The organism is Hydrogenophaga sedimenti (assembly GCF_051857515.1).
In the GTDB taxonomy this organism is placed as follows: Bacteria; Pseudomonadota; Gammaproteobacteria; order Burkholderiales; family Burkholderiaceae_C; genus Hydrogenophaga.
Genome location: NZ_JBPZHA010000003.1, coordinates 1 through 23698, shown reverse-complemented (window position 1 = coordinate 23698; position 23698 = coordinate 1). Strand labels below are relative to the sequence as shown.

The 23698-nt window shown below is 66.5% G+C and carries 26 protein-coding genes; 13 read left to right on the top strand and 13 right to left on the bottom strand.

The genetic code is table 11. The features are described from left to right. Nucleotides 1–60 precede the first annotated feature (60 nt). Nucleotides 61–618 (top strand): thermonuclease family protein, encoded by a 558-nt coding sequence (locus ACS5NL_RS05175; protein ID WP_439352581.1) that lies wholly within the window; start codon nucleotides 61–63, stop codon nucleotides 616–618. On the opposite strand, the gene ACS5NL_RS05170 is transcribed toward ACS5NL_RS05175, so the two are convergent. The 3 genes from ACS5NL_RS05170 to gpmA all read right to left on the bottom strand — a co-directional run bounded on the left by ACS5NL_RS05170 (nucleotide 603) and on the right by gpmA (nucleotide 3714). After that, nucleotides 603–1358: a HesA/MoeB/ThiF family protein gene (locus tag ACS5NL_RS05170; protein ID WP_439352580.1), complete on the bottom strand. Its 756-nt coding sequence runs from the start codon at nucleotides 1356–1358 to the stop codon at nucleotides 603–605. The two genes, ACS5NL_RS05175 and ACS5NL_RS05170, sit on opposite strands and share 16 nt — an antisense overlap. Before the next feature lie 14 nt (nucleotides 1359–1372). Then, the gene (locus ACS5NL_RS05165) at nucleotides 1373–2854 is read right to left on the bottom strand and encodes a S41 family peptidase (RefSeq protein WP_439352960.1); all 1482 of its coding nucleotides are present in this window, start codon (nucleotides 2852–2854) and stop codon (nucleotides 1373–1375) included. Between the two features lie 116 nt (nucleotides 2855–2970). Then, on the bottom strand, nucleotides 2971–3714 hold the full coding sequence (gene gpmA, locus ACS5NL_RS05160) for a 2,3-diphosphoglycerate-dependent phosphoglycerate mutase (protein WP_439352579.1): 744 nt from the start codon (nucleotides 3712–3714) through the stop codon (nucleotides 2971–2973). A gap of 111 nt (nucleotides 3715–3825) precedes the next feature. On the opposite strand from gpmA, the gene ACS5NL_RS05155 reads away from it, so the two are divergent. The 4 genes from ACS5NL_RS05155 (at nucleotide 3826) to ACS5NL_RS05140 (ending at nucleotide 6105) form a co-directional block, all read left to right on the top strand. Beyond that, nucleotides 3826–4236 (top strand): rhodanese-like domain-containing protein, encoded by a 411-nt coding sequence (locus ACS5NL_RS05155; RefSeq protein WP_439352959.1) that lies wholly within the window; start codon nucleotides 3826–3828, stop codon nucleotides 4234–4236. Between the two features lie 27 nt (nucleotides 4237–4263). Continuing rightward, nucleotides 4264–4521: a glutaredoxin 3 gene (gene grxC / locus ACS5NL_RS05150; protein WP_439352578.1), complete on the top strand. Its 258-nt coding sequence runs from the start codon at nucleotides 4264–4266 to the stop codon at nucleotides 4519–4521. Between the two features lie 96 nt (nucleotides 4522–4617). Next, nucleotides 4618–5061 carry a protein-export chaperone SecB gene (secB, locus tag ACS5NL_RS05145; protein ID WP_439352577.1) on the top strand — a complete coding sequence of 148 codons (444 nt, stop codon included), beginning with the start codon at nucleotides 4618–4620 and terminating at the stop codon, nucleotides 5059–5061. A 21-nt stretch (nucleotides 5062–5082) separates the two neighbouring features. After that, complete coding sequence (locus tag ACS5NL_RS05140; RefSeq protein ID WP_439352576.1) at nucleotides 5083–6105, top strand: NAD(P)H-dependent glycerol-3-phosphate dehydrogenase; 1023 nt, start codon at nucleotides 5083–5085, stop codon at nucleotides 6103–6105. A 123-nt stretch (nucleotides 6106–6228) separates the two neighbouring features. Here ACS5NL_RS05140 and panC read toward each other — a convergent pair whose 3' ends face one another. Genes panC through panB form a run of 3 tightly spaced genes read right to left on the bottom strand, consistent with a single transcriptional unit; the run spans nucleotide 6229 to nucleotide 8848 of the window. Then, the gene (panC, locus tag ACS5NL_RS05135; protein ID WP_439352575.1) at nucleotides 6229–7095 is read right to left on the bottom strand and encodes a pantoate--beta-alanine ligase; all 867 of its coding nucleotides are present in this window, start codon (nucleotides 7093–7095) and stop codon (nucleotides 6229–6231) included. 44 nt (nucleotides 7096–7139) lie between these two features. Beyond that, entirely contained in the window at nucleotides 7140–7961 is an 822-nt protein-coding gene (locus tag ACS5NL_RS05130) for a hypothetical protein (RefSeq protein WP_439352574.1), read from the bottom strand. Beyond that, a complete protein-coding gene (panB, locus tag ACS5NL_RS05125) occupies nucleotides 7958–8848 on the bottom strand; it encodes a 3-methyl-2-oxobutanoate hydroxymethyltransferase (protein ID WP_439352573.1) in 891 nt (296 codons plus the stop codon). Before panB ends, ACS5NL_RS05130 begins: the two co-directional genes overlap by 4 nt. Nucleotides 8849–8929: 81 nt before the next feature. On the opposite strand from panB, the gene nadC reads away from it, so the two are divergent. Both nadC and nadA read left to right on the top strand, forming a co-directional pair. Next, complete coding sequence (nadC, locus tag ACS5NL_RS05120; RefSeq protein ID WP_439352572.1) at nucleotides 8930–9793, top strand: carboxylating nicotinate-nucleotide diphosphorylase; 864 nt, start codon at nucleotides 8930–8932, stop codon at nucleotides 9791–9793. Nucleotides 9794–9801: 8 nt separating this feature from the next. Beyond that, nucleotides 9802–10905: a quinolinate synthase NadA gene (nadA, locus tag ACS5NL_RS05115; RefSeq protein ID WP_439352571.1), complete on the top strand. Its 1104-nt coding sequence runs from the start codon at nucleotides 9802–9804 to the stop codon at nucleotides 10903–10905. Between the two features lie 73 nt (nucleotides 10906–10978). Here nadA and rpoZ read toward each other — a convergent pair whose 3' ends face one another. The 3 genes from rpoZ to ACS5NL_RS05100 are packed head-to-tail and all read right to left on the bottom strand — an operon-like array spanning nucleotide 10979 to nucleotide 12757. After that, complete coding sequence (gene rpoZ, locus ACS5NL_RS05110; RefSeq protein ID WP_066158523.1) at nucleotides 10979–11182, bottom strand: DNA-directed RNA polymerase subunit omega; 204 nt, start codon at nucleotides 11180–11182, stop codon at nucleotides 10979–10981. Between the two features lie 29 nt (nucleotides 11183–11211). Next, nucleotides 11212–11832 (bottom strand): guanylate kinase, encoded by a 621-nt coding sequence (gene gmk / locus ACS5NL_RS05105; RefSeq protein WP_439352570.1) that lies wholly within the window; start codon nucleotides 11830–11832, stop codon nucleotides 11212–11214. Nucleotides 11833–11836: 4 nt separating this feature from the next. Beyond that, on the bottom strand, nucleotides 11837–12757 hold the full coding sequence (locus tag ACS5NL_RS05100; protein ID WP_439352569.1) for a YicC/YloC family endoribonuclease: 921 nt from the start codon (nucleotides 12755–12757) through the stop codon (nucleotides 11837–11839). 61 nt (nucleotides 12758–12818) lie between these two features. Here ACS5NL_RS05100 and ACS5NL_RS05095 point away from each other — a divergent pair, with 61 nt between their 5' ends. The 5 genes from ACS5NL_RS05095 to hemW all read left to right on the top strand — a co-directional run bounded on the left by ACS5NL_RS05095 (nucleotide 12819) and on the right by hemW (nucleotide 17356). Then, nucleotides 12819–13826 carry a serine/threonine protein kinase gene (locus ACS5NL_RS05095; RefSeq protein ID WP_439352568.1) on the top strand — a complete coding sequence of 336 codons (1008 nt, stop codon included), beginning with the start codon at nucleotides 12819–12821 and terminating at the stop codon, nucleotides 13824–13826. Beyond that, complete coding sequence (locus ACS5NL_RS05090; protein ID WP_439352567.1) at nucleotides 13823–14722, top strand: PP2C family protein-serine/threonine phosphatase; 900 nt, start codon at nucleotides 13823–13825, stop codon at nucleotides 14720–14722. Before ACS5NL_RS05095 ends, ACS5NL_RS05090 begins: the two co-directional genes overlap by 4 nt. A gap of 9 nt (nucleotides 14723–14731) precedes the next feature. After that, entirely contained in the window at nucleotides 14732–15460 is a 729-nt protein-coding gene (gene rph / locus ACS5NL_RS05085; RefSeq protein ID WP_439352566.1) for a ribonuclease PH, read from the top strand. Further along, entirely contained in the window at nucleotides 15457–16059 is a 603-nt protein-coding gene (gene rdgB, locus ACS5NL_RS05080; protein ID WP_439352565.1) for an RdgB/HAM1 family non-canonical purine NTP pyrophosphatase, read from the top strand. Before rph ends, rdgB begins: the two co-directional genes overlap by 4 nt. 85 nt (nucleotides 16060–16144) lie before the next feature. Continuing rightward, nucleotides 16145–17356 carry a radical SAM family heme chaperone HemW gene (gene hemW, locus ACS5NL_RS05075; protein WP_439352564.1) on the top strand — a complete coding sequence of 404 codons (1212 nt, stop codon included), beginning with the start codon at nucleotides 16145–16147 and terminating at the stop codon, nucleotides 17354–17356. Here hemW and ACS5NL_RS05070 read toward each other — a convergent pair whose 3' ends face one another. The 4 genes from ACS5NL_RS05070 to ACS5NL_RS05055 form a co-directional block, all read right to left on the bottom strand. Continuing rightward, nucleotides 17357–19978 (bottom strand): PAS domain S-box protein, encoded by a 2622-nt coding sequence (locus ACS5NL_RS05070; protein WP_439352563.1) that lies wholly within the window; start codon nucleotides 19976–19978, stop codon nucleotides 17357–17359. 14 nt (nucleotides 19979–19992) lie between these two features. Continuing rightward, nucleotides 19993–20376: a response regulator gene (locus ACS5NL_RS05065; protein WP_439352562.1), complete on the bottom strand. Its 384-nt coding sequence runs from the start codon at nucleotides 20374–20376 to the stop codon at nucleotides 19993–19995. Next, nucleotides 20373–21515 (bottom strand): sensor histidine kinase, encoded by a 1143-nt coding sequence (locus ACS5NL_RS05060; protein ID WP_439352561.1) that lies wholly within the window; start codon nucleotides 21513–21515, stop codon nucleotides 20373–20375. The genes ACS5NL_RS05065 and ACS5NL_RS05060 overlap by 4 nt, the downstream gene beginning before the upstream one ends. A gap of 99 nt (nucleotides 21516–21614) precedes the next feature. After that, a complete protein-coding gene (locus tag ACS5NL_RS05055) occupies nucleotides 21615–22424 on the bottom strand; it encodes a hypothetical protein (RefSeq protein WP_439352560.1) in 810 nt (269 codons plus the stop codon). A 695-nt stretch (nucleotides 22425–23119) separates the two neighbouring features. Between ACS5NL_RS05055 and ACS5NL_RS05050 the strand changes: the two genes are divergently transcribed. Further along, complete coding sequence (locus ACS5NL_RS05050; RefSeq protein WP_439352559.1) at nucleotides 23120–23527, top strand: hypothetical protein; 408 nt, start codon at nucleotides 23120–23122, stop codon at nucleotides 23525–23527. Nucleotides 23528–23698 lie beyond the last annotated feature (171 nt).

The following is a 23698-nucleotide window of genomic DNA, read 5'->3' as shown; positions in this document are numbered from 1 at the left end:
TTTGCGGCTTCCCCCCGGAGGGGGGACGCACCCTGTGGCCCGGCGGAGCCGGTTCCACGGATGCTCTGGACTTTTCTCGCGCCGCTGCTTCTGCTGTTGGGCGCTTCGGCTGCGCTCGCGCAGTCTGCTCCTGCTCCCTTCTTTCCCCGGTTTGACGAGGCCTACGACGCGCGGGTGACGCGGGTGTCGGATGGCGATACCTTGTGGGTCAAGCCGCTGGCGGGTGGGACCTACCGCAAGCTGCGACTGGATGGTGTGGATGCGCCGGAGAGCTGTCAGGAAGGTGGCCTGGCCGCGCGGGAGGCGCTGGCGCGGCGGGTGCTGGAGCAGACGGTGACGGTGACCGAGCGGCGCCGCGACGACTATGGCCGGGCGCTGGTGCGGCTCACGGTGCGCGATGACGACGTCGCGGCCTGGCTGGTGCGGGAGGGCTTCGCCTGGTCCTACCACTGGCGGCACAGCGACGGGCCGTTTGCCATCGAGGAGACCCTGGCACGCAAGGAGCGCAAGGGCATCTTCGCGGCGGCGGTGGTCGAGGAGCCGAGGGCGTTCCGAAAGCGGAACGGTCCGTGCCCGATGCCGGAGCGACCGGAGGCGAAGGATCAGCCGCCGCGCTGAGCGCAGACCGCGCAGTGCGGCTGGCGGGGCAGGGCGATGGTGTTGAAGGCCAGGTCGCGGCCGTCGATCATCAGCAGCTGGCCGGTCAGGCGCGAGCCCAGTCCGCTGAGGATCTTGAGCGCTTCGGCCGCCTGCATGGTGCCGACGATGCCGACCAGCGGTGCGAACACGCCCATGGTGGCGCAGCGCGTTTCTTCCACGCCGGCGTCTTCGGGGAAGACACAGGCGTAACACGGCGAGGCCTCGTCGCGCGGGTCGTAGACCGCCAGCTGACCGTCCATGCGGATCGCCGCGCCCGAGACCAGCGGCACGCCGTGGCGCACGCAGGCGCGGTTGACCATGTGACGGGTGGCGAAGTTGTCGCAGCAGTCGATCACCACATCCACACCGGGCAGCAGCTGGTCCAGCAGCGCGTCGTCGGCGCGCTGCACCAGGGCCGTGACCTGCGGGTCGGGGTTGATGGCGGCGATCGCGTGGCGCACCGACTCGGCCTTGGGTGTGCCCAGCCGGTCGAGGTTGTGTGCGATCTGGCGCTGCAGGTTGGTGGCATCGACCTCATCGTGGTCGACCACCGTGATGCGGCCGACGCCGGCACTGCCCAGGTAGAGCGCCACCGGTGAGCCGAGGCCACCGGCGCCGATCACCAGCGCGTGCGAAGCCAGCAGCTTCTCCTGCCCCTCGATGCCGAGCTCGTTGAGCAGGATGTGGCGCGAATAGCGCAGGAGCTGCTGGTCGTCCAAGGCGCAGGCCGGGATCAGTTTTCTTTCTTCTCTTCGGGGCGCTCGGTCTGGGTCTTGCTGACCAGCACCGGACGGCCCTTGAGCTTGTTGATCGCCTGCTGCAGCTGGAAGTCCTTGTCGCTGCCGAACTCGGGCACCAGCCGCTGGCCCGGGTTCTTCTTCGACTCTTCTTCCAGGCGCTTGCGGGCCTCCTCGCGGTCCTTGTCGCGCTGCTGTTCGGCCGCGCGCTGGGCGTCGGTCATGGGCGCATCACCCGGCTTGGCTTCGTTGCCGTTGGTCAGGTGCTTGGTCAGATCGGCTTCGCGGGTGCGCAGCGCGGCAAACAGGTTGCCTTCGGGCGTCTCGTCGACCATCACGTCGGGCACGATGCCCTTGGCCTGGATCGACTTGCCGCCCGGCGTGTAGTAGCGGGCTGTGGTGAGCTTCAGGCCGGTGTCGGGGCCGAGCGGGCGCACGGTCTGCACCGAGCCCTTGCCGAAGGTCTGGCTGCCCAGGATGATGCCGCGCTTGTGGTCCTGCAGGGCGCCGGCCACGATCTCGCTGGCCGATGCCGAGCCTTCGTTGACCAGCACCACCAGTGGCACGTTCTTGAGAGCGCCATTGGTCACCTTGCTCAGGCGGGCCACCGGATCCGGGCCGCCACGGCGCAGGTAGTGCTGTGGTGCTGCGGTGTAGGTGAACTTGCTGTCGGCCAGCTGGCCGTTGGTCGAGACGACGGTGACGTTCTCGGGCAGGAAGGCCGCCGACAGGGCCACGGCCGCGTCCAGCAGGCCGCCCGGATCATTGCGCAGGTCCAGCACCAGACCCTTGATCTTCGGGTCGGCCTTGTAGAGGTCTTCGACCTTCTTGGCGAAGTCCTCGACCGTGCGGTCCTGGAACTGCGAGACGCGGACCCAGGCGTAGCCGGGCTCGACCATCTTGGCCTTCACGCTCTGCGTCTTGATCTCTTCGCGGGTGATCGTGACCGGGAAGCTGCGGTTCTCGTCCTTGCGGAAGATGCTCAGCAGCACCTTGGTGCGCGGCTCGCCGCGCATGAGCTTGACCGCGTCGTTGATCGACAGGCCCTTGACGGCGGTGTCGTCGATCTTGGTGATCAGGTCGCCCGACTTCAGGCCGGCGCGGAAGGCGGGCGAATCCTCGATCGGGGAGACGACCTTGACCAGGCCGTCTTCCATCGTGATTTCAATGCCCACACCGACGAAACGGCCACTGGTGCCCTCGCGGAATTCCTTGAACGACTTCTTGTCGAAGTACTGGGAGTGCGGGTCGAGGCTGGAGACCATGCCCGAAATCGCCTCGGAAATGAGCTTCTTCTCGTCCACCGGCTCGACATAGTCGGTCTTGACCATGCCGAACACTGCGGCGAGCTGCTGCAGCTCTTCCAGCGGCAGGGGAGCGAGCGCACCGCGCGCCACCGCCTGAAGCTGCACCGTGGTCAGCGAGCCCGCCAAGGCACCCGCGGCCACCCAGCCGGCGATTTTCAGCTTCTGATTCACTTGCTTGCCCATCCAAATACCCCGAAAAATGCGCTGGCCCGGGCGTTCTGCCACGGGCCTGCGGGCCAATATACACCTTGGAGCATGGCCCCGCGATTCGGTTCCTTACCGGCGGCTCAGCGTTTGCCCTGAGCGGCGACGGCGGCCGCGGCCTTGGCGGCGGCCTCGGCGTCGCCGAGGTAATACGACTTGATCGGCTTGAGATCGGCATCCAGTTCGTAGACCAGCGGAATGCCGTTGGGGATGTTCACGCCCACGATGTCGTTGTCGCCGATGTTGTCCAGGTACTTGACCAGGGCGCGGATCGAATTGCCGTGGGCGGCGATCACGATGCGCTGGCCACCCTGGATGGCCGGGGCCAGCACCTCGTTCCACATTGGCAGCACGCGGGCCACCGTGTCCTTGAGGCACTCGGTCAGCGGCACCTGCTCGGGCTGGAGCTTGGCGTACCGCAGGTCCTGGCGCTGGCCGCGCGGATCATTGGCTTCGAGGGCCGGCGGCGGGGTGTCGTAGCTGCGGCGCCAGATCAGCACCTGCTCGTCGCCGTACTGCTTGGCCATGTCGCCCTTGTTCAGGCCCTGCAGGCCGCCGTAGTGGCGCTCGTTCAGGCGCCAGTCCTTGATCACCGGCAGCCAGCTGCGGTCCATCTCGTCCAGGCAGTAGTTCAGGGTGTGGATGGCGCGCTTGAGCACCGAGGTGTAGGCCACGTCGAATTCGTAGCCTTCGGCCTTGAGCAGCTTGCCGGCGGACATGGCCTGCGACACCCCGGTGGGGGTCAGTTCCACGTCGGTCCAGCCGGTGAAGCGGTTTTCGAGGTTCCAGGTGGATTCGCCGTGGCGGATCAGGACGAGCTTGTACATGGGCAAAGAGGGCGTTGGGTCAGGGGAAAAGGGGCATTCGGGGGCCGTCGGCCATCGCCGGACAGCCCCACATTCTAAAATCCCATGCTTGACCGATCTGAAAGGCGCTTTGTGAGTTTTTTTCTGGACAACTGGATGCTGTTTGCCGTGGCCCTGGCCTCGGGCGGGATGTTGCTGTGGCCGACCCTGACGACCGGCGGCGGCGCGGCCGGGGTGAATCCCGCTGAAGCGGTGCAGCTGATCAACCGCGAGAAGGCGGTGGTGGTGGATGTGTGCAGCGCCGAAGAATTCGCGGCGGGGCACGTGACCGGCGCGAAGAACGTGCCGCTGGGCGAGCTGGAAGCCAAGCTGGCAGGCACGGTCAAGAACAAGACCCTGCCGCTGGTGCTGGTCTGTGCATCCGGCGCGCGCTCCAAGCGCGCCGTCGCGATCGCCAAGGGCCTGGGCTATGAAAACGCCCGATCGCTGACGGGCGGCATGGGCGCCTGGCGCGCGGCCAGCCTGCCGGTGGAGAAGGCCTGAGCGGCCGGTGCTGAGCAGGAACCCGACATGGCACACGTGAAGATCTATTCCAGCGACTATTGCCCCTACTGCAGTCGTGCCAAGGCCTTGCTGCAGCAGCGCGGCGTGACCGACTACGAAGAAATCGTGGTCGACGGCAAGCCCGATCTGCGGGCGCAGATGGCGAAGATCACCGGCCGCACCAGCGTGCCGCAGATCTTTGTTGGCGAGACCCACGTCGGTGGTTGCGACGACCTGCACGCGCTGGACCGCCAAGGCGGTCTGGTGCCGCTGCTGCAGGCTTGAGCGCGCTGGCGCTGCTGAGATAATCCTTCGTTGGGCCCGCTGCGGGACACCCCCCGGGCGGGCCCTGTTCATTCCCGATTCCATCCGAAAGCTCTTATGGCCGACCAAGACCCCATCTTCCAGATCCAGCGCGTCTATCTCAAGGAGGCGTCCCTGGAGCAGCCCAATTCCCCGGCCATCCTGCTGGAACAGGAGCAGCCCTCGGTCGACATCCAGCTGGGTGTGGAAGCCGCTCCGGTCGCGGACGGTGTGTACGAAATCGCCGTGACCGCCACGGTGCAGACCAAGATCCAGGACAAGACCGTGTTCCTGGTCGAAGCCAAGCAGGCCGGCATCTTCGAGATCCGCCACCTGCCCGAAGACCAGATGGGTCCGATCATGGGCATCGCCTGCCCGCAGATCGTCTACCCGTACCTGCGCGGCAATGTGGCCGACCTGATCCAGCGCGCCGGTTTCCCCCCGGTGCACCTGGCCGAAATCAACTTCCAGGCCATGTACGAACAGCAGCAGGCGCAGGCCGCCGGCGCTGTTACGCAGTAAGCCCCGACGCGTTCGCCGACGATGGATATCGTCGTTCTCGGCGCCGGTGCCTGGGGCACCGCGCTGGCCATTGCCGCTGCCCGCCTGCCCGGTGAACCCCACCGGGTGACCCTGTGGGCGCGCGACGGTGCACAGGTGGCGGCCATGCGCGCCACGCGAGAAAACACCCGCTATCTGTCCGGCGCTGCCTTGCCGCCAGGCCTGCAGTTGTCCGGGGACGAGGCGTCCTGGCCGGCCGAAGTGCTGGCGCGGGCCGACCTGGTGGTGGTGGCCACGCCCATGGCGGGGCTGCGCGGCATGCTCCAGCGACTGGCCTCGCACACCGCGCCGGTGGCCTGGCTGTGCAAGGGTTTCGAAGCTCCGCTGGGTGAAGGGGCCACCACCGGTTTGCTCGGACACGAGATCCAGGCTGCCGTGGCGCCGGCGCTGAAGGCGGGCGTGCTCAGCGGCCCGAGCTTTGCGCTGGAAGTCGCGCGTGGCCAGCCGACGGCCCTGGTGGCGGCCAGCGCGCATGCCAGCGTGCGCGAAGCGCTCGTGGCGGCGTTCCACGGGCCGACGCTGCGCGTCTACGCCAACGAAGACGCCATCGGGGTCGAGGTGGGTGGTGCGGTGAAGAACGTGCTGGCGATCGCCACCGGCCTGTGCGACGGCCTGGCGCTGGGCCTGAACGCCCGCGCCGCGCTGATCACGCGCGGTCTGGCGGAGATGACCCGGCTGGGGCTGGCGCTGGGCGCCCGCGCCGAAACCTTCATGGGTCTGTCCGGCCTGGGCGATCTGGTGCTGACCGCCACCGGCGACCTCTCGCGCAACCGCAAGGTCGGCCAGTTGCTGGCGCAGGGCCTGAGCCTGTCGCAGGCGGTCGATTCACTGGGCCACGTGGCCGAAGGGGTCTACAGTGCCCGCACCGTGGTGCAGCGCGCCCGCCTGCTCGGCGTGGACATGCCGATCAGCGAAGGCGTGGTGGCCCTGCTGGACGGACGCCTGGCACCCGCGCAAGCGGTGGCCGCCCTGATGGGCCGCGATCCCAAAGAAGAGAGTCTCTAGCCGTCGAAGGCAGCGTCCGGCGCGCACGATTGTTCTCCGCAGGATGCGGCGGAACCTGCTTCGCCGGGCCGCTCGCATCGCCCCCTTGAGGGGGTGACGGGCGAAGCCCGGCGCGGGGGTGGGTCAGATCTCGAAATTGTCGATGAGGCGCGTGCCGCCCAGGCGCGCCGCGCCCAGCACCACCAGCGACTGCGGCGTCAGCGCGTCTTCGGCGCGCGGCGGCTGCAGGTCGGCGCGGCGGCGCACGGTCAGGTAGTCCGGACCCCAGCCGCGCAGCGCCAGTGCACGCATGGCGTTGGCTTCCAGCGCTTCGCGCTTGTCCGGCAGAGATCCGGCGGCGGCCAGCGCGTCACGGGCCAGAGCGCGCAGCGCCAGCGACAGCTGCACCGCTTCGGCACGCTCGGCCTCGCTCAGGTAGCCGTTGCGCGAACTCAGCGCCAGGCCGTCGGCGGCGCGCTGCGTCTCGCCCGCGATGATCTCGATCGGCATCGCGAACTGCTGCACCATGCGGCGCAGCACCATCTGCTGCTGGTAGTCCTTCTTGCCGAACAGGGCGTAGCGGGGTCCCTTGGCGTCGGAGAACACGCACTGGAACAGCTTCATCACCACGGTGCAGACCCCGATGAAGAACCCGGGTCGGAAATGGCCTTCGAGGATGTCGGCCAGGTCCGAAGGCGGTTGCACCTTGTAGACCTGCGGCTCGGGATAGAGCTCTTTTTCCGAGGGTGCAAACACGATGTCGCAGCCGGCCTGCTCCAGTCGCGCGCAGTCGGCCTGCAGGGTGCGCGGGTAGGTGTCGAAGTCTTCGTGCGGCGCAAACTGCAGGCGGTTGACGAAGATGCTGGACACGGTCACATCGCCCAGCGGCTGGGCCTGGCGCACCAGATCGAGGTGCCCGTCGTGCAGGTTGCCCATCGTGGGCACGAAGGCGGGCGACTGGTGGGGCGCCAGTGCGGCGCGCAGATCGGCGATGGTGTGGACGAGCTTCATGCGGGAAAGCAAGGTTGGATCGGTCAGGGGATTATCGCCAGCCCTCAGGGGTTGACAGAGACCTGGTGGATGGCTTCGCCGACCGAGCGGGCGCCTGGTGCAGCCGCCTGCAGGCTCCAGCCGACGGCGGCCAGGAACAGCGCGGTGAGGACGAACGGCAGGGCGGTGCGGCGCAGCGCGGTCGACACCCAGTGGCGCCGCTCGATGCCGCGCAGGCGCTTGTAGAGCGAGGCCGACAGCGCACCATCGAGCAGCAGCTCGGCAAACAGCGTCGGGGCGCTGTAGATCACATAGAAGGACGACAGCGCCAGGCCCACGGCCAGCGCGATCACCAGCAGGGGAATCACGAGCTCGTCGGCGTCGGCCGCGTCGCCGATGGAATCGAGCCCGTCGGCCAGCCCGTCCGAGAGGCCGCCGCCGACATCGCTGGACACGGAGGCGGACCGGCCGGGGGCAAACGCCTGCAGTGGCACCGGCGGGTCAAAGTTTGCGCTCGCGCCTCCACCACCGAAGTTGCCGCCCCCGCCCGAGGTCCAGGACCCGGCGCCGCGCCCCGAAGGAATCGGCAAGTCCAGGCCTGCGTCGGGGACATCGGTCCAGTCGTCCGCCTTGGTGCGCAGCCAGAGCCAGAGCAGCAGCAGGAAGGCGCCATAGGCCGCGGTCAGCGCCAGCGGGTAGCGCAGCGCCATGCGTTCGACGCCCGCATGCAGCATCAGGAACGAGGCCAGCAGCCCGGCCCCTCCGGTCAGCGAGACCAGCAGGGTCATCTGCGCGCGCGGCCAGGAGTGCGTCTGCAGGTCGCCGCGCAGTTCGTTGACCGCTTCGTCCCGCGTGCGCAGCAGTCGCTGTGACCGGCGCAGCTTCACCAGGCGTGCAGTTGGTCGTCCGGGAAGCTGCCGTCCTTGACAGCGGCGACGTAGGCGGCCATGGCGTCGCGCACGCTGGCCGCACCGTCCATGAAGTTGCGCACGAACTTCGGGTTCTTGCCCAGGTTGATGCCCAGCATGTCGTGCATCACCAGCACCTGGCCGGCCGTGCCCTTGCCGGCGCCGATGCCGATGGTGTGGCAGGTCTTGAGTTCCTGCGTGATTTCGGCCGACAGCGCGGCCGGCACCATCTCCAGCACCAGCATGGTGGCGCCGGCGTCCTGCAGTTCGATGGCGTGCTGCCGCAGCTGCAACGCAGCCGCATCACCGCGGCCCTGCACGCGGTAACCGCCAAGGGCATGCACCGTCTGTGGCGTCAGACCTAGGTGGGCGCAGACCGGAATACCGCGTTCGACCAGGAAGCGCACCGTGTCGGCTGTCCAGCCGCCGCCCTCGAGCTTGACCATGTGGGCGCCGGCCCGCATCAGTTCGGCCGCGCTGCGCAGCGCCTGTTCCTTGCTCTCGTGGTAGCTGCCGAACGGCAGGTCGCCGATGACCCAGGCGGTGGCTTGCACCCGTAGCAGGCCTCGCACCACGCTTTCGGTGTGGTAGCGCATGGTGTCCAGCGTGACGCCGACGGTGCTGGAGAGGCCCTGGCAGACCATGCCCAGCGAATCGCCGACCAGGATGCATTCGATGCCCGCTGCGTCCGCGACCGCCGCGAAGGTCGCGTCGTAGGCGGTGAGCATGGTGATCTTCTCGCCACGGTCACGCATTTCCTGCAGCCGCGGCAGGCTCACCGGTTTGCGCTGAGGCAGCGGAGAAGCGGACGGCAGCGTGCCGTACGGGGTGCCGGTGGCGGGTGCCTGGGCGTGGGTCTGGCTCATGGTGATGTCCCCTCAGCGGGTGGTCGATTTGGGGCGGACTATAGTCCATCCCGCCTTCCCCCACCCGTTATGCTTCTGCCCATGAAACACCTCTCCGAATTCACCGCTGCGGACCTGGCCGGACTGGCGCGCGGCGACGTGGCGCGCGCGCTGGCCGAAGACGTTGGCAGCGGGGACCTGACCGCTGCGCTTGTGCCAGGTGATCGCCGCGCTCGCGCGCGCATCCTGGCGCGCGAAAACGCCGTCATCTGCGGCCGGCCCTGGGTCGAGGCGGCCGTGCTGGCCTGTGACCCGTCGGCGACGCTGACCTGGCACGTGGAAGAGGGGGGACATTGCGCCGCCGATCAGGTGGTGCTGCACATCGACGGTAACGCCCAGGCACTGCTGACCGCCGAACGCACGGCACTCAACTTCCTGCAACTGCTTTCCGCGGTCGCCACCAAGACGGCCGTGTTTGTCGACGCCGCCAAGGGCACCCGCGCCGCCATCGTCGATACCCGCAAGACCATTCCCGGCCTGCGGCTGGCGCAGAAGTACGCGGTCAAGACCGGTGGGGGTGTGAACCACCGCATCGGGCTCTACGACGCGGTGCTGATCAAGGAAAACCACATCGCCGCTGCGGGGGGCGTGGCGGCGGTGCTCAAACGGGTGCAAGAGACCGCGCCGCAGGCCCGCTTCGTCGAGATCGAGGTGGAACACCTGGCTCAGCTGGACGAGGCCCTGGCCTGCGGAGCGACCATGGTGTTGCTGGACAACATGGACATTCCGACGCTGCAGGAAGCAGTGCGTCGCAACGCCGGCCGGGCGATCCTGGAGATTTCGGGGGGCGTGAACCTGGCCACGGTGCGTTCGCTGGCCGAAACCGGCGTGGACCGCATTTCCATCGGTGCGCTGACCAAAGACGTCAAGGCCACCGACTTTTCCATGCGCTTCGAAACCCTCTGAGGACCGACATGACCGCCAACGCCATCATCGACGTCGAATACGAACAGCCGGCCTGCCCGACCAGACACGCCTGGGCGAGGGTGCCGGTCGAGCCCGGCCCGAAGCAGCGCGCCGAGCTCAAGGAGCGCATCCGCCGCCTGCTCAAGGAGCGCAACGCCGTCATGGTCTCGCACTACTACGTGCACCCGGACCTGCAGGACCTGGCGGTCGAAACGGGCGGCATCGTCAGCGATTCTCTGGAAATGGCGCGCTTCGGTCGCGACCATGCGGCGACCACCCTGGTGGTGTCGGGTGTGCGCTTCATGGGCGAAACGGCCAAGATCCTGTCGCCCGAGAAGACGGTGCTGATGCCCGACCTGGACGCGAATTGCTCGCTGGACCTGGGCTGCCCGATCGACGACTTCAGCGCCTTCTGCGACCAGCATCCCGACCGTACCGTGGTCGTCTATGCCAACACCAGCGCCGCCGTGAAGGCCCGGTCGGACTGGCTCGTCACCTCCAGTTGCGCGCTGGACATCGTGAAAGCGCTCAAGGACAAGGGCCACAAGATCCTCTGGGCGCCCGACAAGCACCTGGGTGGCTACATCCAGCGCGAAACCGGCGCCGACATGCTGATGTGGAACGGCTCGTGCATCGTGCACGACGAGTTCAAGTCCTTCGAGCTGGAAGCACTCAAGAAGGAACACCCCAAGGCCAAGGTGCTGGTGCACCCCGAAAGCCCGGCCGAGGTGGTGAAGCTGGCCGATGCCGTGGGTTCGACCTCGGCCATCCTCAAGGCCGCGCGCGAGCTGGATGCGACCGAGTTCATCGTCGCCACCGACAACGGCATGATGCACATGCTGCGCCAGCAGAACCCGGGCAAGGTGTTCATCGAAGCGCCCACCGCCGGCAACAGCGCCACCTGCAAGAGCTGCGCGCACTGCCCCTGGATGGCCATGAACGGCCTGGCCGGCGTGGCCGAGGTGCTGGAAAAGGGCCTGCACCAGATTCATGTCGATCCGGCCTTGATCCCGCGCGCACGCCAGCCGATCGACCGCATGCTGGCGTTCACGGCGGCGCACAAGGCCGGTCAGGATGCCGGCGCGCTGGTGCCTCACATCGGCGCGGCCTGAGCGGCTTTCTCCGGACCAAAGAAAAAGCCCGCTGACTCAGCGGGCTTTTTTCATCGGGGCCGGACCAGAAAGATCAGGTCGGGACCTTCTTGAGCATTTCCAGGCCGACCTTGCCTTCGGCAATCTCGCGCAAGGCGGTCACGCCCGGCTTGTTCTTGCTTTCGATCTTCGGGGCGTGGCCCTGGCTCAGCATGCGCGCACGGTAGGTCGCGGCCAGCACGAGCTGAAAGCGGTTGGGGATTTTTTCCAGACAGTCTTCGACGGTGATGCGTGCCATGTGCGGGCCTCGGTAGGAAAGCAGGGGAATCAGGAGATGTTGAGCGCCTGGAAGGTCTCGCTGCGGGTGATGCGCTGCGCGGTGTAGCGCAGTCGCTGCGAGTGGACAATGGCCTTGAGGTCGAACAAGGCGCGCTCGAACAACTCGTTGATTATAACGAAATCGAATTCCTTGGCGTGTGCCATCTCATGGGCAGCATTCTTGAGCCGCACTTCGATGACCTCGGCGCTGTCCTCGGCGCGCCGCTCCAGGCGGGAGCGCAGCTCTTCCCAGCTCGGCGGCAGGATGAAGACCAGCACGGCGTTGGGGAAGATGCGTTTGACCTGGATCGCACCCTGGAAGTCGATCTCCAGCACCACGTCGACGCCCTGGGCGATGCGCTGCTCGATGGCCTGCTTGGAGGTGCCGTATCGGTTGCCGTGCACATGGGCCCATTCGAGGAAGGCGTCCTGCGCCACCATCTGGTTGAAGGTCTCGTGGCTGACAAAGTAGTACTCGCGGCCGTGCACTTCCTGTCCACGCGGTGGGCGGGTGGTGTGGGAAATCGAGGGCGAGACGCGCTGGTCCAGTTCCATCAGCGCCTTGACCAGGCTGGACTTGCCGGCCCCGCTGGGGGCCGCGACGACAAACAGGTTTCCGGGGTATTCCATCAGTTCATTCCAGGTTCTGGACCTGTTCGCGCATCTGTTCGATCAGCACCTTCATGTCCACCGAGATGCGGGTCAGCTCCAGGCTGGACGACTTGGAGCCCAGGGTGTTGGCCTCGCGGTGCAGTTCCTGGATCAGGAAATCCAGCCGCTTGCCGACGTCGCCGCCCTTCTTGATCAGGCGCTCGATCTCTTCGAGGTGGGAGTCCAGTCGCGTCAGCTCTTCGGCCACGTCGATGCGGATCGCAAAGGCCGTGGCCTCGGACAGGGCGCGCTCCTGGACCGCGTCGGCCGACAGCGTGGGCGTGCCGAGGCTCTGGCCCGCGCCCAGGGCTTCATTCCAGCGGTCGATGAAGCGCTGGCGCTGCTGGGCGACCAGCTCGGGAATCAGGGGTTGCGCCTCGCGGGCGAGCTGGCGCAGCTGCTTGAGGCGGTCCAGCAGCATGTCGGCCAGGCGCTTGCCTTCGCGTTCGCGTGCGCCGACGAAACCGTCAAGCACCGTCTGGGCCAGCGACAAGAGGTTCTCGTGCAGGCCGCTGGGCAGCGCCTGCTGGCGGGACGTCAGTTGCAGCAGCTCGGCGACCGACAAAGGGGCGGCCTTGGGGTGCCAGGCCAGGATGTTGTCCTGCAGGCCGACCAGGCGCTGGAGTTCGGCCGGCGACGGAGCCCGCAGGCCGCCGTCCGATTTGCCCTCGATCCAGGCCCGGATTTCGACCTTGCCGCGCTTGAGGCGGGCGCCCAGCAGATCGCGCAGCGCCGGCTCGGTGCCGCGCAGGTCGTCCGACATCTTGAAGGTCAGGTCGAGAAACCGGCTGTTGACCGACCGGATTTCCATGCCCAGAACCGGTCCGGTTTCCCGTCCGGCCTCGTCCGCGGGCCCGCCGCCATGCTGGGCCGTCGCGTAACCGGTCATGCTGTAAACTGCCATGAGACTGGGATCCGATCCGTGTGAATGGTCCATAACAAGGCGTCCGGACTCTCCTCCAATTATGTCAAAGGTCAAACCTGCTTCCTTGCCGCCGGACACCGTCATCGGTGGTTACCGGATCGTTCGCAAGCTGGCAGCGGGCGGGTTCGGTGTCGTTTACCTCGCGGTGGACACCGAAGGTCAGCAGGTCGCCATCAAGGAATACCTGCCATCGTCGCTGGCGACGCGCGCTCCCGGTGAGTTGCTGCCGCAGGTGCAGCCCGAAAAACTCTCCCTCTACCGGCTGGGTCTCAAGAGCTTCTTCGAGGAAGGCCGCGCGCTGGCGCAGATCTCGCACCAGTCGGTGGTGAGCGTGCTCAATTTCTTCCGCGAGAACGAAACCGTCTACATGGTGATGAACTACCTGGAGGGCTCGTCCCTGCAGGAATTCATCATCACGGCGCGCGAGCTGAAAAAGCAGAAGGTGTTCCGCGAGTCGACCATCCGCTCGCTGTACGACGAGGTGCTGCGCGGCCTGCGCATCGTGCACCAGCACAAGATGCTGCACCTGGACATCAAGCCCGCCAACATCTTCATCACCGACGACAACCGTGCCGTGCTGATCGACTTCGGCGCCGCGCGCGAAGTGCTGTCCAAGGAAGGCAACTTCATCCGGCCGATGTACACGCCCGGCTTTGCCGCGCCCGAGATGTACCGCCGCGATTCGTCGATGGGGCCCTGGACCGACATCTACGCCATTGGTGCCTGCATCTACGCCAGCATGCAGGGCTATCCGCCCAACGACGCACCGCAGCGGCTCGAAAAAGACCGTCTGTCGCTCGCGCTCTCCCGTCTGCGCGGCGTCTATTCCGACAACCTCATCGAGGTGGTCGAATGGTGCATGTCGCTTGATCCGCTCTCGCGCCCGCAATCGGTGTTTGCTCTGCAGAAGGAACTCAGCCGTGAGACGGAGCGCAGCTACACCAAGCTGACGGTGGCCGAGAAGATGCGCTTGCAGTTCGACAACATCGTCTCCGACAACAAGAAGTCACCCCGCAAGTCCACTGTGGCCGGGACCAAGTTCAAATGAAGTTCTCGGTCTACCAGATCAGCCGTCAGGGCGGTCGGGAGCGCAACGAAGACCGGATGGGCTACGCCTACACGCGCGAGTCGGGGCTGTTTGTGCTGGCCGACGGCATGGGCGGACACCCCGAAGGCGCCATGGCTGCGCAGCTGGCGCTGCAGACCCTGTCGGCGTATTTCCAGAAGGCCGCCAATCCCACGGTCAAGGAAGTGCCGGAGTTCCTCTCCAGCGCCCTGATGGCGGCGCACCACCAGATCATCCGCTACGCCGCCGAGAAAGGCATGCTCGACACACCGCGCACGACGCTGGTGGCGGCGGTGATGGAGCGCGGCAACATGCACTGGGTGCACTGCGGCGATTCGCGGCTGTACCTGATCCGCAACGGTGAGTTGCTGACCCGCACGCGCGACCACTCCTACATGGAGCAGCAGGCACATCTGGGCCGTGCGACCGCGCACATCAACCGCAACATCCTGTTCACCTGCCTGGGGTCGCCGGCCAAGCCGGTGTTCGACCTGTCCGGCCCGGTGCAGCTGCAGCAGGGCGACCGGGTGCTGCTGTGCTCGGACGGCCTCTGGGGCACGGTCAAGGACTTCGAGATCGCCGCCGAAATGGCTTCCCAGCCGCTGGAGCATGCGGTGCCCGAACTGGTCGAGATGGCGCTCAAGCGCGGTGGCCCGCGCTGCGACAACGTGACGGTGCTGGCAATGGAATGGGAGACGCCGGGCGAATTCCAGTCCACCCGCATCTCCACCGAGGAGATCGAAGAGGGCGTGTTCGCGTCCACCATCCAGTCCGGTGTGCCCGATCCGACGATCGAGGACATGGACGACGAGGCGATCGAACGTTCGATCGCCGAGATCAATGAAGCGATCCGGCGTACCGCTGAACGCAATTCCTGAGGTTTCCCCATGAGCATTTCCAGCCGGCCCGGTCAGCGGGCCAACGATTCGCTGCGCCCTGTGCGCATCACCCGCGGCTACACCATGCACGCCGAAGGCTCGGTGCTGATCGAGTTCGGCCACACCAAGGTGCTGTGCACCGCGTCGGTGGAAGAGAAGGTGCCGCCGCACAAAAAGGGCAGCGGCGAAGGCTGGGTCACGGCCGAATACGGCATGCTGCCGCGCGCCACCCACACGCGCAGCAGCCGCGAAGCCGCCAAGGGCAAGCAGAGCGGACGCACGCAGGAGATCCAGCGCCTGATCGGCCGTTCGTTGCGCGCGGTGTTCGACCTCAAGGCCCTGGGCGAGCGCACGATTTCGCTCGACTGCGATGTGCTGCAGGCCGATGGCGGCACGCGCACCGCCAGCATCACCGGTGCCTTCGTCGCTGCGCAGGACGCGGTGAACAAGCTGATCGCCGAAGGCAAGCTGACCGCCTCGCCGATCAAGGACCATGTGGCCGCGATCTCGGTCGGCATCCTGGACGGCCAGCCGCTGCTGGATCTGGAGTACGTCGAAGACTCGGCGTGTGATACCGACATGAACGTGGTGATGACCGGCGCCGGCCACTACGTGGAGGTGCAGGGCACGGCCGAAGGCGTGGCCTTCACGCGCAAGGAAATGGATGCACTGCTGGCACTGGCCGACAAGGGCATTGCCGAGCTGATCGTGGCGCAGAAGAAATCGCTCGGCGAATGAAGCTGGTCCTCGCCTCGAACAACAAGGGCAAGCTGGCCGAACTGCAGGCGCTGTTCGCGCCGCTGGGCGTGGAACTGGTGCGCCAGGCGGATCTGGGCATTCCCGAGGCGCCGGAGCCGCACAAGACCTTCATCGAGAACGCGCTGGCCAAGGCGCGGCATGCGTCCCAGGTCAGTGGCCTGCCGGCACTGGCCGATGATGCGGGTCTGTGCGTCGAGGCCTTTGGCGGTCTGCCGGGCGTGGACACGGCCTTCTACGCCACCCAGTTCGGCTATGAAAAGAGCGACGACAACAACGTGCGCGCCTTGCTGGAGCAGATGCAGGGCATCACCGACCGCCGCGCCGCGCTGGTGAGCACGCTGGTGGCGCTGCGCAGCGCCGACGACCCGGAGCCGCTGGTGGCCACGGGCCGTGCGGCGGGGCTGATCACGCAGGAGCGCATCGGTGACCGGGGCTTCGGTTTCGACCCGGTGCTGCTGCTGCCACCCTTCGGCAAGACCTTCGCGCAGCTGCCGACCGAGGTGAAGAACGCCAACAGCCACCGCGGCAAGGCGGCTCAGCAAATGCTGGCGTTGATGCGCGAACGTTGGTTGACATGAATCACCCCCGCGCCGCCTTCGGCGTCACCCCCTCCCGGGGGCGGCACCTGCCGCCCGGCAAAGCCGGTTCGGCGGTGCCCTGCCCATGAATTCCTCAGAGCAACTCCAACACTGGATGCGCCCCGGCACCCTGCAGTTGCAGGGCCTGCCGCCGCTGTCGCTCTACATCCACCTGCCCTGGTGCCTGAAGAAGTGCCCGTACTGCGACTTCAACTCGCACGAATGGAGCGCGACCTCGGCGCCGGGCCAGGCGCTGCCCGAGCAGCCGTACCTGGATGCGCTGCGGGCCGACCTGCAGGCAGCGCTGCCGCTGATCTGGGGCCGGCCAGTCCACACGGTGTTCATCGGCGGCGGCACGCCCAGCCTGTTCTCCCCCGACGCCATCGACCGGCTGCTGGGCGATGTGCGGGCGCTGGTGCGGCTCGACGCCGACGCCGAGATCACGCTCGAAGCCAACCCCGGCACCTTTGAAAAGGACCGCTTCAAGGCGTTCCGCCAGGCGGGCGTGACGCGGCTGTCGATCGGCGTGCAGAGTTTTCACGACGCGCACCTCAAGGCCCTGGGCCGGGTGCACGACCGGGCCCAGGCGCTGGCCGCGGTGGAAGAGGCCGCGGGTGCGTTCGACACCTTCAACCTGGACATCATGTATGCGCTGCCGGGGCAGACACTGGTGCAGTGCGAGACCGACATCCGCACCGCGCTGGGCTTCCAGCCGCCGCACATCTCGATCTACCACCTGACCATCGAGCCCAACACGGTGTTCGCCAAGTTCCCGCCGGTGGTGCCCGAGGACGACGAGGCCTACGCGATGCTCGACCGCATCACCGAGCTGACCGGTGAAGCGGGGCTGGAACGTTACGAGGTCTCGGCCTATGCGCGGCGTGGCCATCGCAGCCGCCACAACCAGAACTACTGGCAGTTCGGTGATTACCTGGGCATCGGTGCCGGCGCGCACAGCAAGCTGAGTTTTGCGCACCGTGTGGTGCGGCAGGTGCGGGCGCGCGAACCGCGCCTTTACATGGACAAGGCGCTGGCGGGCGACGCGGTGGTGAGCGTGGAAGAGGTGGCGCGGCGCGATCTGCCGTTCGAGTACATGCTCAATGCGCTGCGCTTGCGCGAAGGCTTCAGCCTGACCGACTTCGGCGCGCGCACCGGGTTGCCGCTCTCGGCCATCGACGCCGCCTTGCGCGAGGGACTGCAGAAGGGCTGGCTGGCACAGGAGGGCGTCTGGGTGCGGCCGACCGAGCGCGGCTTCGACTTCCTGAGCGACCTGCAGTCGCTGTTCCTGCCCGGCTGATCAGGCGGGCAGGGCTTCGCCGGCGTCGGCGATCGCGGTGGCCAGCTTGAGCCGCAGGCTGGCCGTGGTGCCAACGCCCGGCTGGCTGGCGAGTTCGACGCCGCCACCGTGGATCTCGGCGATTTCCTTGACCAGGTTCAGGCCCAGGCCGGTGCCCGGGATGTTGCCCGACGCATCGGCGCGGTAGAACCGCTCGAAGGCCCGCGAGAGCTGCTCCGGTGTCATGCCGATGCCCTGGTCACGCACCTCGATCACGACCTGCTCCTCGCCACCGTGTTCGATCAGGCGCACGTCCAGCGAGACCTGGCCGCCGTGCGGGGAGTACTTGAACGCATTGCTCAGCAGGTTGGTGAGCGCCTGTTCGATCTTGCTGGCGTCCGCCATGGCCTGCACATCGGGCAGATCGCCCATCGCCACTTCCCTGCCGAGTTCCTGGTGGGTGATGCCCTGCACCGAGGCCCGCACGATGGCGGCCAGCGGCGTCGGAACGATGCGGAAGTCCTTGCCCTGGCGCGCCTCGATGCGCGAGAGGTCGAGCAGTTCCTGGATCAGGTTGTTGAGCAGCGTGCCCTGCCGGTGCACGGTCTGCAGCAGGTCTTTCTGCCGCTCTTCGGTGTACTTGCGGTGCAGCATCAGCTCGGTGAAACCCAGGATGCTGGCCAGCGGGGTGCGCAGTTCGTGGGCGGCCGTGGCGAGGAACTCGCTCTTCATGCGGTCGACCTCGAACTGGTGGGTGATGTCCCGGAAGTAGACAAAGGTCTCCCCGCTGTCGCCGAGGTTGCGGCGGATGACGCGCTCGAGCACCTTGCGCGAGGGGCGGGCCAGCACGATGGTTTGCTTGGCGCTGTTGTGGAGCGAGCCGACGATCGGACGGTAGTCTTCCGGCTCCTCGCAGAGGTTGCTGAACCAGGCATCGAAGCGATCCAGGGAACTCCAGGCCGGCACCTCGCCGACCATCGCGCGGAAGGCCGGATTGCTGGAGATCAGCTCCTGCTTGGCGTCGAACACCGCGAAGCCGTCGGGGCTGAGATCGAAGGTGGCGTTCAGCCGCGCCGTGCGTTTGATCAGGCGCTGCTTGACCTCGACCTGGGCGCTCACGTCCTCGATCACATTGATGTAGTGCGTGATTTCGCCGCTGGCGTCGCGCACCGGCGAGACCGACAGCTTGTTGTGGAACAGCGAACCGTCCTTGCGGTAGTTCATCAGCGTGACCTTGATCTCGCTGCCGTTCTGGACCGTGTGCGAGAGCATCGCCAGATCGTCCTTGTCGGTCAGCGGACCTTCGAGCAGGCTGGCGTCGCGGCCCAGGATCTCGCGCGCCGCGTAGCCGGTGATGCGGGTGAACGCCGGGTTGACGTGCACGATGGGCTGCGGGTAGCGCCGCGCGTCGCTGACCGAGATGCCGTTGGGCGTGCAGTCGAGCACGCGGCCGTAGAGCGTGAGGTACTCCTCGGCCAGCTTCATGTCGGTCAGGTCGCGCACGATGCAGGTGTAGCGGATGTCCTGGTCGTCGGCGATCTCGCCGATCAGCACCTCGACCGGGAAGCGCGTGCCGCCGTGGCGGTTGGCGTCGATTTCCACGCGGCCGATGCGGCTTTGCGTGCTGTGGATCAGCATGCCGTCGGCCATGGTCTGGCGCAGCCGGGCCGCGTCCATGTTCTGCAGATAGTCGGCCAGCGAGCCGCCCATCAGCACCGCCAGCTCCAGCCCGAACATGCGCTCCGCCGCCGGGTTGGCGCTGACGATGCGGCCCTCCGCGTCCACGCCGATGATCGCGTCGGCCGCGGTGTCCAGGATCGCGTGCATGCGCGAGAGGCGTTGCTGGGTCTCGCTGATGCGGCGCGCCAGTTCCTGCGACGACCAGTTCAGCGCCCGGCCCAGCTCGCGCACCTCCTGGCTTCCCCAGCGCTGGCGCAATGTCTCGCCCGGCGATCGCGCCAGGGTGCTGGCGTACTCGGCCAGGGCGCGGATCGGCTGGATGGTGCGGCGCAGGAACAGCGTGAACAAGGCCAGGCCGAGCAGCACCAGCATCAGGGTGCCGGTGGAGGTGACCAGCCACTCCCGCCGGTCGACCGCCATGCGCCCGGCAAAGCTGAAACTCACTTCGACCCAGCCGTCGCGCTCGAACTGGGCGAAGTCGACGGCCCGCCCGACGCTGCCCCGGTTGGTCGCCTCCAGGCTCGCGCTGGCCAGCAGCTCGTCTGCGCCGACCACCAGGCCCTCCGACGGCGGCGCTTTCGGTGGCGCGTGGCGCTGGCGCACCGAGACGATCCGGTCCCCGTCCAGCCGCTTGACCAGCAGCACCGGCACGCCGCCGGACCGGACCACCTGCACGCTCTGCACGCCCGGCAGTGCGACGATTTCCTGCAGGGCGCCATCGAGGGTGGCAAAGTCGTTTTCCGCCAGCGGCACGCTGCTGGCGTGCGCCGCGAGGATGGCCAGCGCACCGGCCCACTCGCGGCTTTCGGTTTCGGTCTGCCGCTGCTGGCGCTGCAACGACAGCGGCATCACGATGAGCAGGCCGGCCAGGCTCAGGCCGACCGTGATCATCAGCAGCTGGGTGCGCAGGGAGCGCGCCGACAGCCAGTGCCTGAGCGTGGGCCGCAAGCGATGCATGGACATGCAGGCCGTGGCGCTCAGACCGTGCGGCCGAGCATGTTGTCCACCAGATCCAGCAGCTTGAGCGGACTGAACGCCTTGGTCAGGTAGGCGTCGCTGCCGGCCTTGCGGCCCTGTTCCTGGTCTTCCACCTGGGCGCGGGCCGTCAGCAGGATCACCTTGGTCTGGCCGGCCAGCAGCGGGTCGTTCTTGACCTTGGTGCAGACCTGGTAGCCGTCGAGCTCGCCGGGCATCATCACGTCCAGCAGCATCAGGTCGGGCTTGATGTCCTGCGCCAGGCGCCAGCCGTCGCCGCCGTTGTCGGCCTCATGCACCTCGATGTCGTCCAGGTGCTGCAATGTGAGGCGGATGAGCTTGCGGATGTCGGGCTGGTCATCGACGATGAGGATGCGGGTGGTCATGCAGGGCTCCGTTTGCGGGTTCTGGCCATCAGTTTCGACAGGTCTTCGGCGTAGATCTGCGCCTGCAGCATGTCAAGGTGTTGCGTGCTGCGAAGGGGGGCGCCGGTGGGCAGCTCCAGCATCACATCCAGCTCCTGGGCGCTGTCCTGCTCGATGCGCAACTGGCCACCGTGCATCTGCAGGATGCGTTGTGTCAGGGGCAGGCCGATGTGCAGGCCTTCCCTGGCGTCGACCTCGGTGGGCGCGCCTTCGGACGAGGGACGGAAGATCGCGGCAGCGTGGCGCGAGAGCGCGGCGGCCGAGAGCGTGCCGATGTTGTGGATGTTGACCAGCAGGTACTGGCCCGAGCCGCGGAAGTTCACCCCGACGGCGACGGTCTCGCTAGTGCGCACGCCTTCGCGGGCGTGTTCGAGCGCGTTGTGCAGGCACTCGCGCAGGGCGCGCCGCATCAGGCGGCGGCTGCCATAGACCGGCGGCAGGTCGTCCCGCACACCCTCGATCACAAAAGAGACGCCCTTGGCCTGCGCCATCGGGGTGAGCTCCTGGCAGATGCCGCGGACGAGGTCGGGCACGATCATGCGCTCTTCGCCGATCAGCACGTCCTCGCCGAAGACGTTGACCAGATCGACCAGCCGCTCCAGCCGCTCGCGCAACTGCTCCAGGCCGGCGGACAGGCCGACGGGGGCGGCGGGCTGGTCGAGCACCTGCTGGATCGGCGGCAGCAGGTCGGCCTTGAGCAGCTCCATGATCTGCTGCAGCGACAGGCGCTGGTCGGCCGGGTCGGGCGTGCGCTCGCCGGTGTCGGGCTGCTCGACTTCAGCGGCCGACACCGCCATCGCCACCAGGCCGGCGATCGGCTTGGGGGCACTGCGGCAGACCAGACGGGCAATGCCGTCGTCGGACATCGCCTCGATCCTCAGTTCGGTGCTGGCCGTGATTTTTCCGGCCGCGATGTCCTTGGCCAGTGCGCGCACGTTGGGGTCGCTGCCCAGCAGCAGGCTGGGCCGGCAGCGCATGGCCTTGGCCGCCTGGTTGGCGAAGACCACCCCGCCTTCCGCGTTGAACAGCAGCAACGGGCTCGCCACGAAGTCCAGCAGGACCAGCAGCGGGTTCGGAGCATTGGTGGAGGCGGTGGGCATGTGCGGACGGCCGCCGGCAAAAGTGCCGGATCGACCTTGTATTCCGCATATCGGCAACTCACCGGGCCGCTTGAATCGGCAGGCCCCCCGGGGCAGTGCTCAGGGCTTGAAGGCCGGCACCGCCGGCGGGTCTTTCCGCATGTAGGCCAGGTCAAAGGCCGGGGCGGTCTTTTCACCGTATGCGAACACCGCGTCTGCGAACGCCTTGCGTTGCGGAACCTCCGCGAACCGGACAGGATGCCAGGGCGAATCGTTCGCGATGGCGACCTTGGGATTCTCGAGGCCGTAGGCCGACGGAAAAAAGTACTCCCGCACGACCAGGAACTGGCCGAAGTCCCCGTACCGGGAGTAGGTCAGTACCAGTGCGTTGTAGTCGTGGGTGACCTTGCGGCCGGCCAGCATCTCCAGGGCCTTGAGGGTCGTCTTGTTGTTGTTCTGGAGGAAAAGCTCGGAGCGCAGGGTCAGGCACTTCTGTTTGAACATGCTGGTGCCGAAATCATTCTTCGCCAGAACCGGATCGACTTTGCAGGGTTCATCCAGCCAGTTCAGTTTGAGACTGTTGACCTTCATCGTGATCTCGATGGCATGGAGCAGCTTCTGGCTGCCGGGCTCGCCGGAGAACTGCATCAGGCGGACATCGCGCAGCTCGCCCCGGCCGCCGCCGTTGCTGGTTCTGGTGGCCGAGTCGAACAACTCCCAGCTGCCTTCGGGAAGCGGGACCTTGGCATAGACCGAGGAATTGCTGGTGTCCATCATTTCCAGGCTGCCGCTCACGACGCTTCCGATGGTCTGGGCGTGTGCCATGAACCCCGACGATGCCGCGATGAGCAGCAAGGCGACCGATTTTTTCATCTGGTTTTCCTCCTGAAATGATGTGAGAAGCAAGGCCGGAAACAAAAAAAGCGACATGGGAGTCGCTTTGTTTCTGGTGCCCTTGCGGAGACGGTGACCACTTATGTTGGGCGCCATCTGGTGTCTTTCGGTGCCACGGCAGGCTTGGCCTTCAACGTGATTCATTCAGTTCTTGGTTCATGTGGTGTCATTTGACTGCACTACGTCGCTGAAGGAGTGATGGGTAGCGCGATGGGTTGGCTATTGGGATGAACGCCTTGCTAGTTCCGTCGGGGCCAACGCTTCTACGTATTGGAGAAACCACGGCGATCGGGACTTGGGACCATCGGACCCAGCTGGGGCTTCAGTCGAGACTATGATTCCTTCAAGAGGAGGAATACATGCGTAGACGAGATTGCTTAGGGCTATTCGCGGCAACGGTCGCCTTGTCTGGTTGTGCACGCCATCGCGGCACCGCACCAGACCGATACACAACAGCGTCTCTGCTGGGTCTCCAAGTCGCAGGGGCCCTACCAAGCACGTTCCACGTGCCGGCATTGGGGACCAAAGTCACAGCGGCCGTGGGGATGCCAATGGTCAGCTTGCGGTCTTTCAACGTAAAGGACTACGTGACAGTCAGCGGGTCATCTGCAGTGACTTGGTCGAGTGACAGCGGAGAAGATCAGTACCGCATAGACCTTGGATCAGGACGTTACGTTGTCACGCACCTTGATGGTGAAGGATCGCGATACTTTGGCGAGTTCCGATCTTCCGTGCTGGAGTACGAAAGAGGAAAGCTCAACGATGAAGACGAAATCGTGGTCATGTACAAGCTCACCAAGGCGGGAGTGCTGTGGCTACTCTGGCGCAGTCCCGACGACTCGACCATCAAACGCAAGATTGTCGAGGGGCTAACGTGCACAGTCAAAAACGAGCCGTCTGGCACGCAGAACAATGAGTTCCGAAAAGAGCTTGTGTACACGGGAAGGTCTGGCAAGACTATCTCCATCCTCTACCGCGAGTACAGCAACGACATGGTCCGTCCTGCGTTCACGCAGCAATTGCAGTACGACCTGGATAAGGACGCAGTTATTGGCTACCAAGCCGCCCGCCTAGCGGTGACCTCTGCCACCAATACCGATGTCACCTACGAGTTGCTTTCTCAGCTCACGTTGCCATGAACGAGCCCGGACTTATCGTGCTCTTTGATGTGACGGGGGAAACTATTGTGAACCGCCCCGGGAATCGTGGAGGCTGGTTGGTTTAAGTCAGGCCGTTGTTGCGGCCTGATTGGCGAGTTGCCGCCAGTAGTTTGCCTCAGCCTCGGCCGGCGGGATGTAGCCGATGGGTTC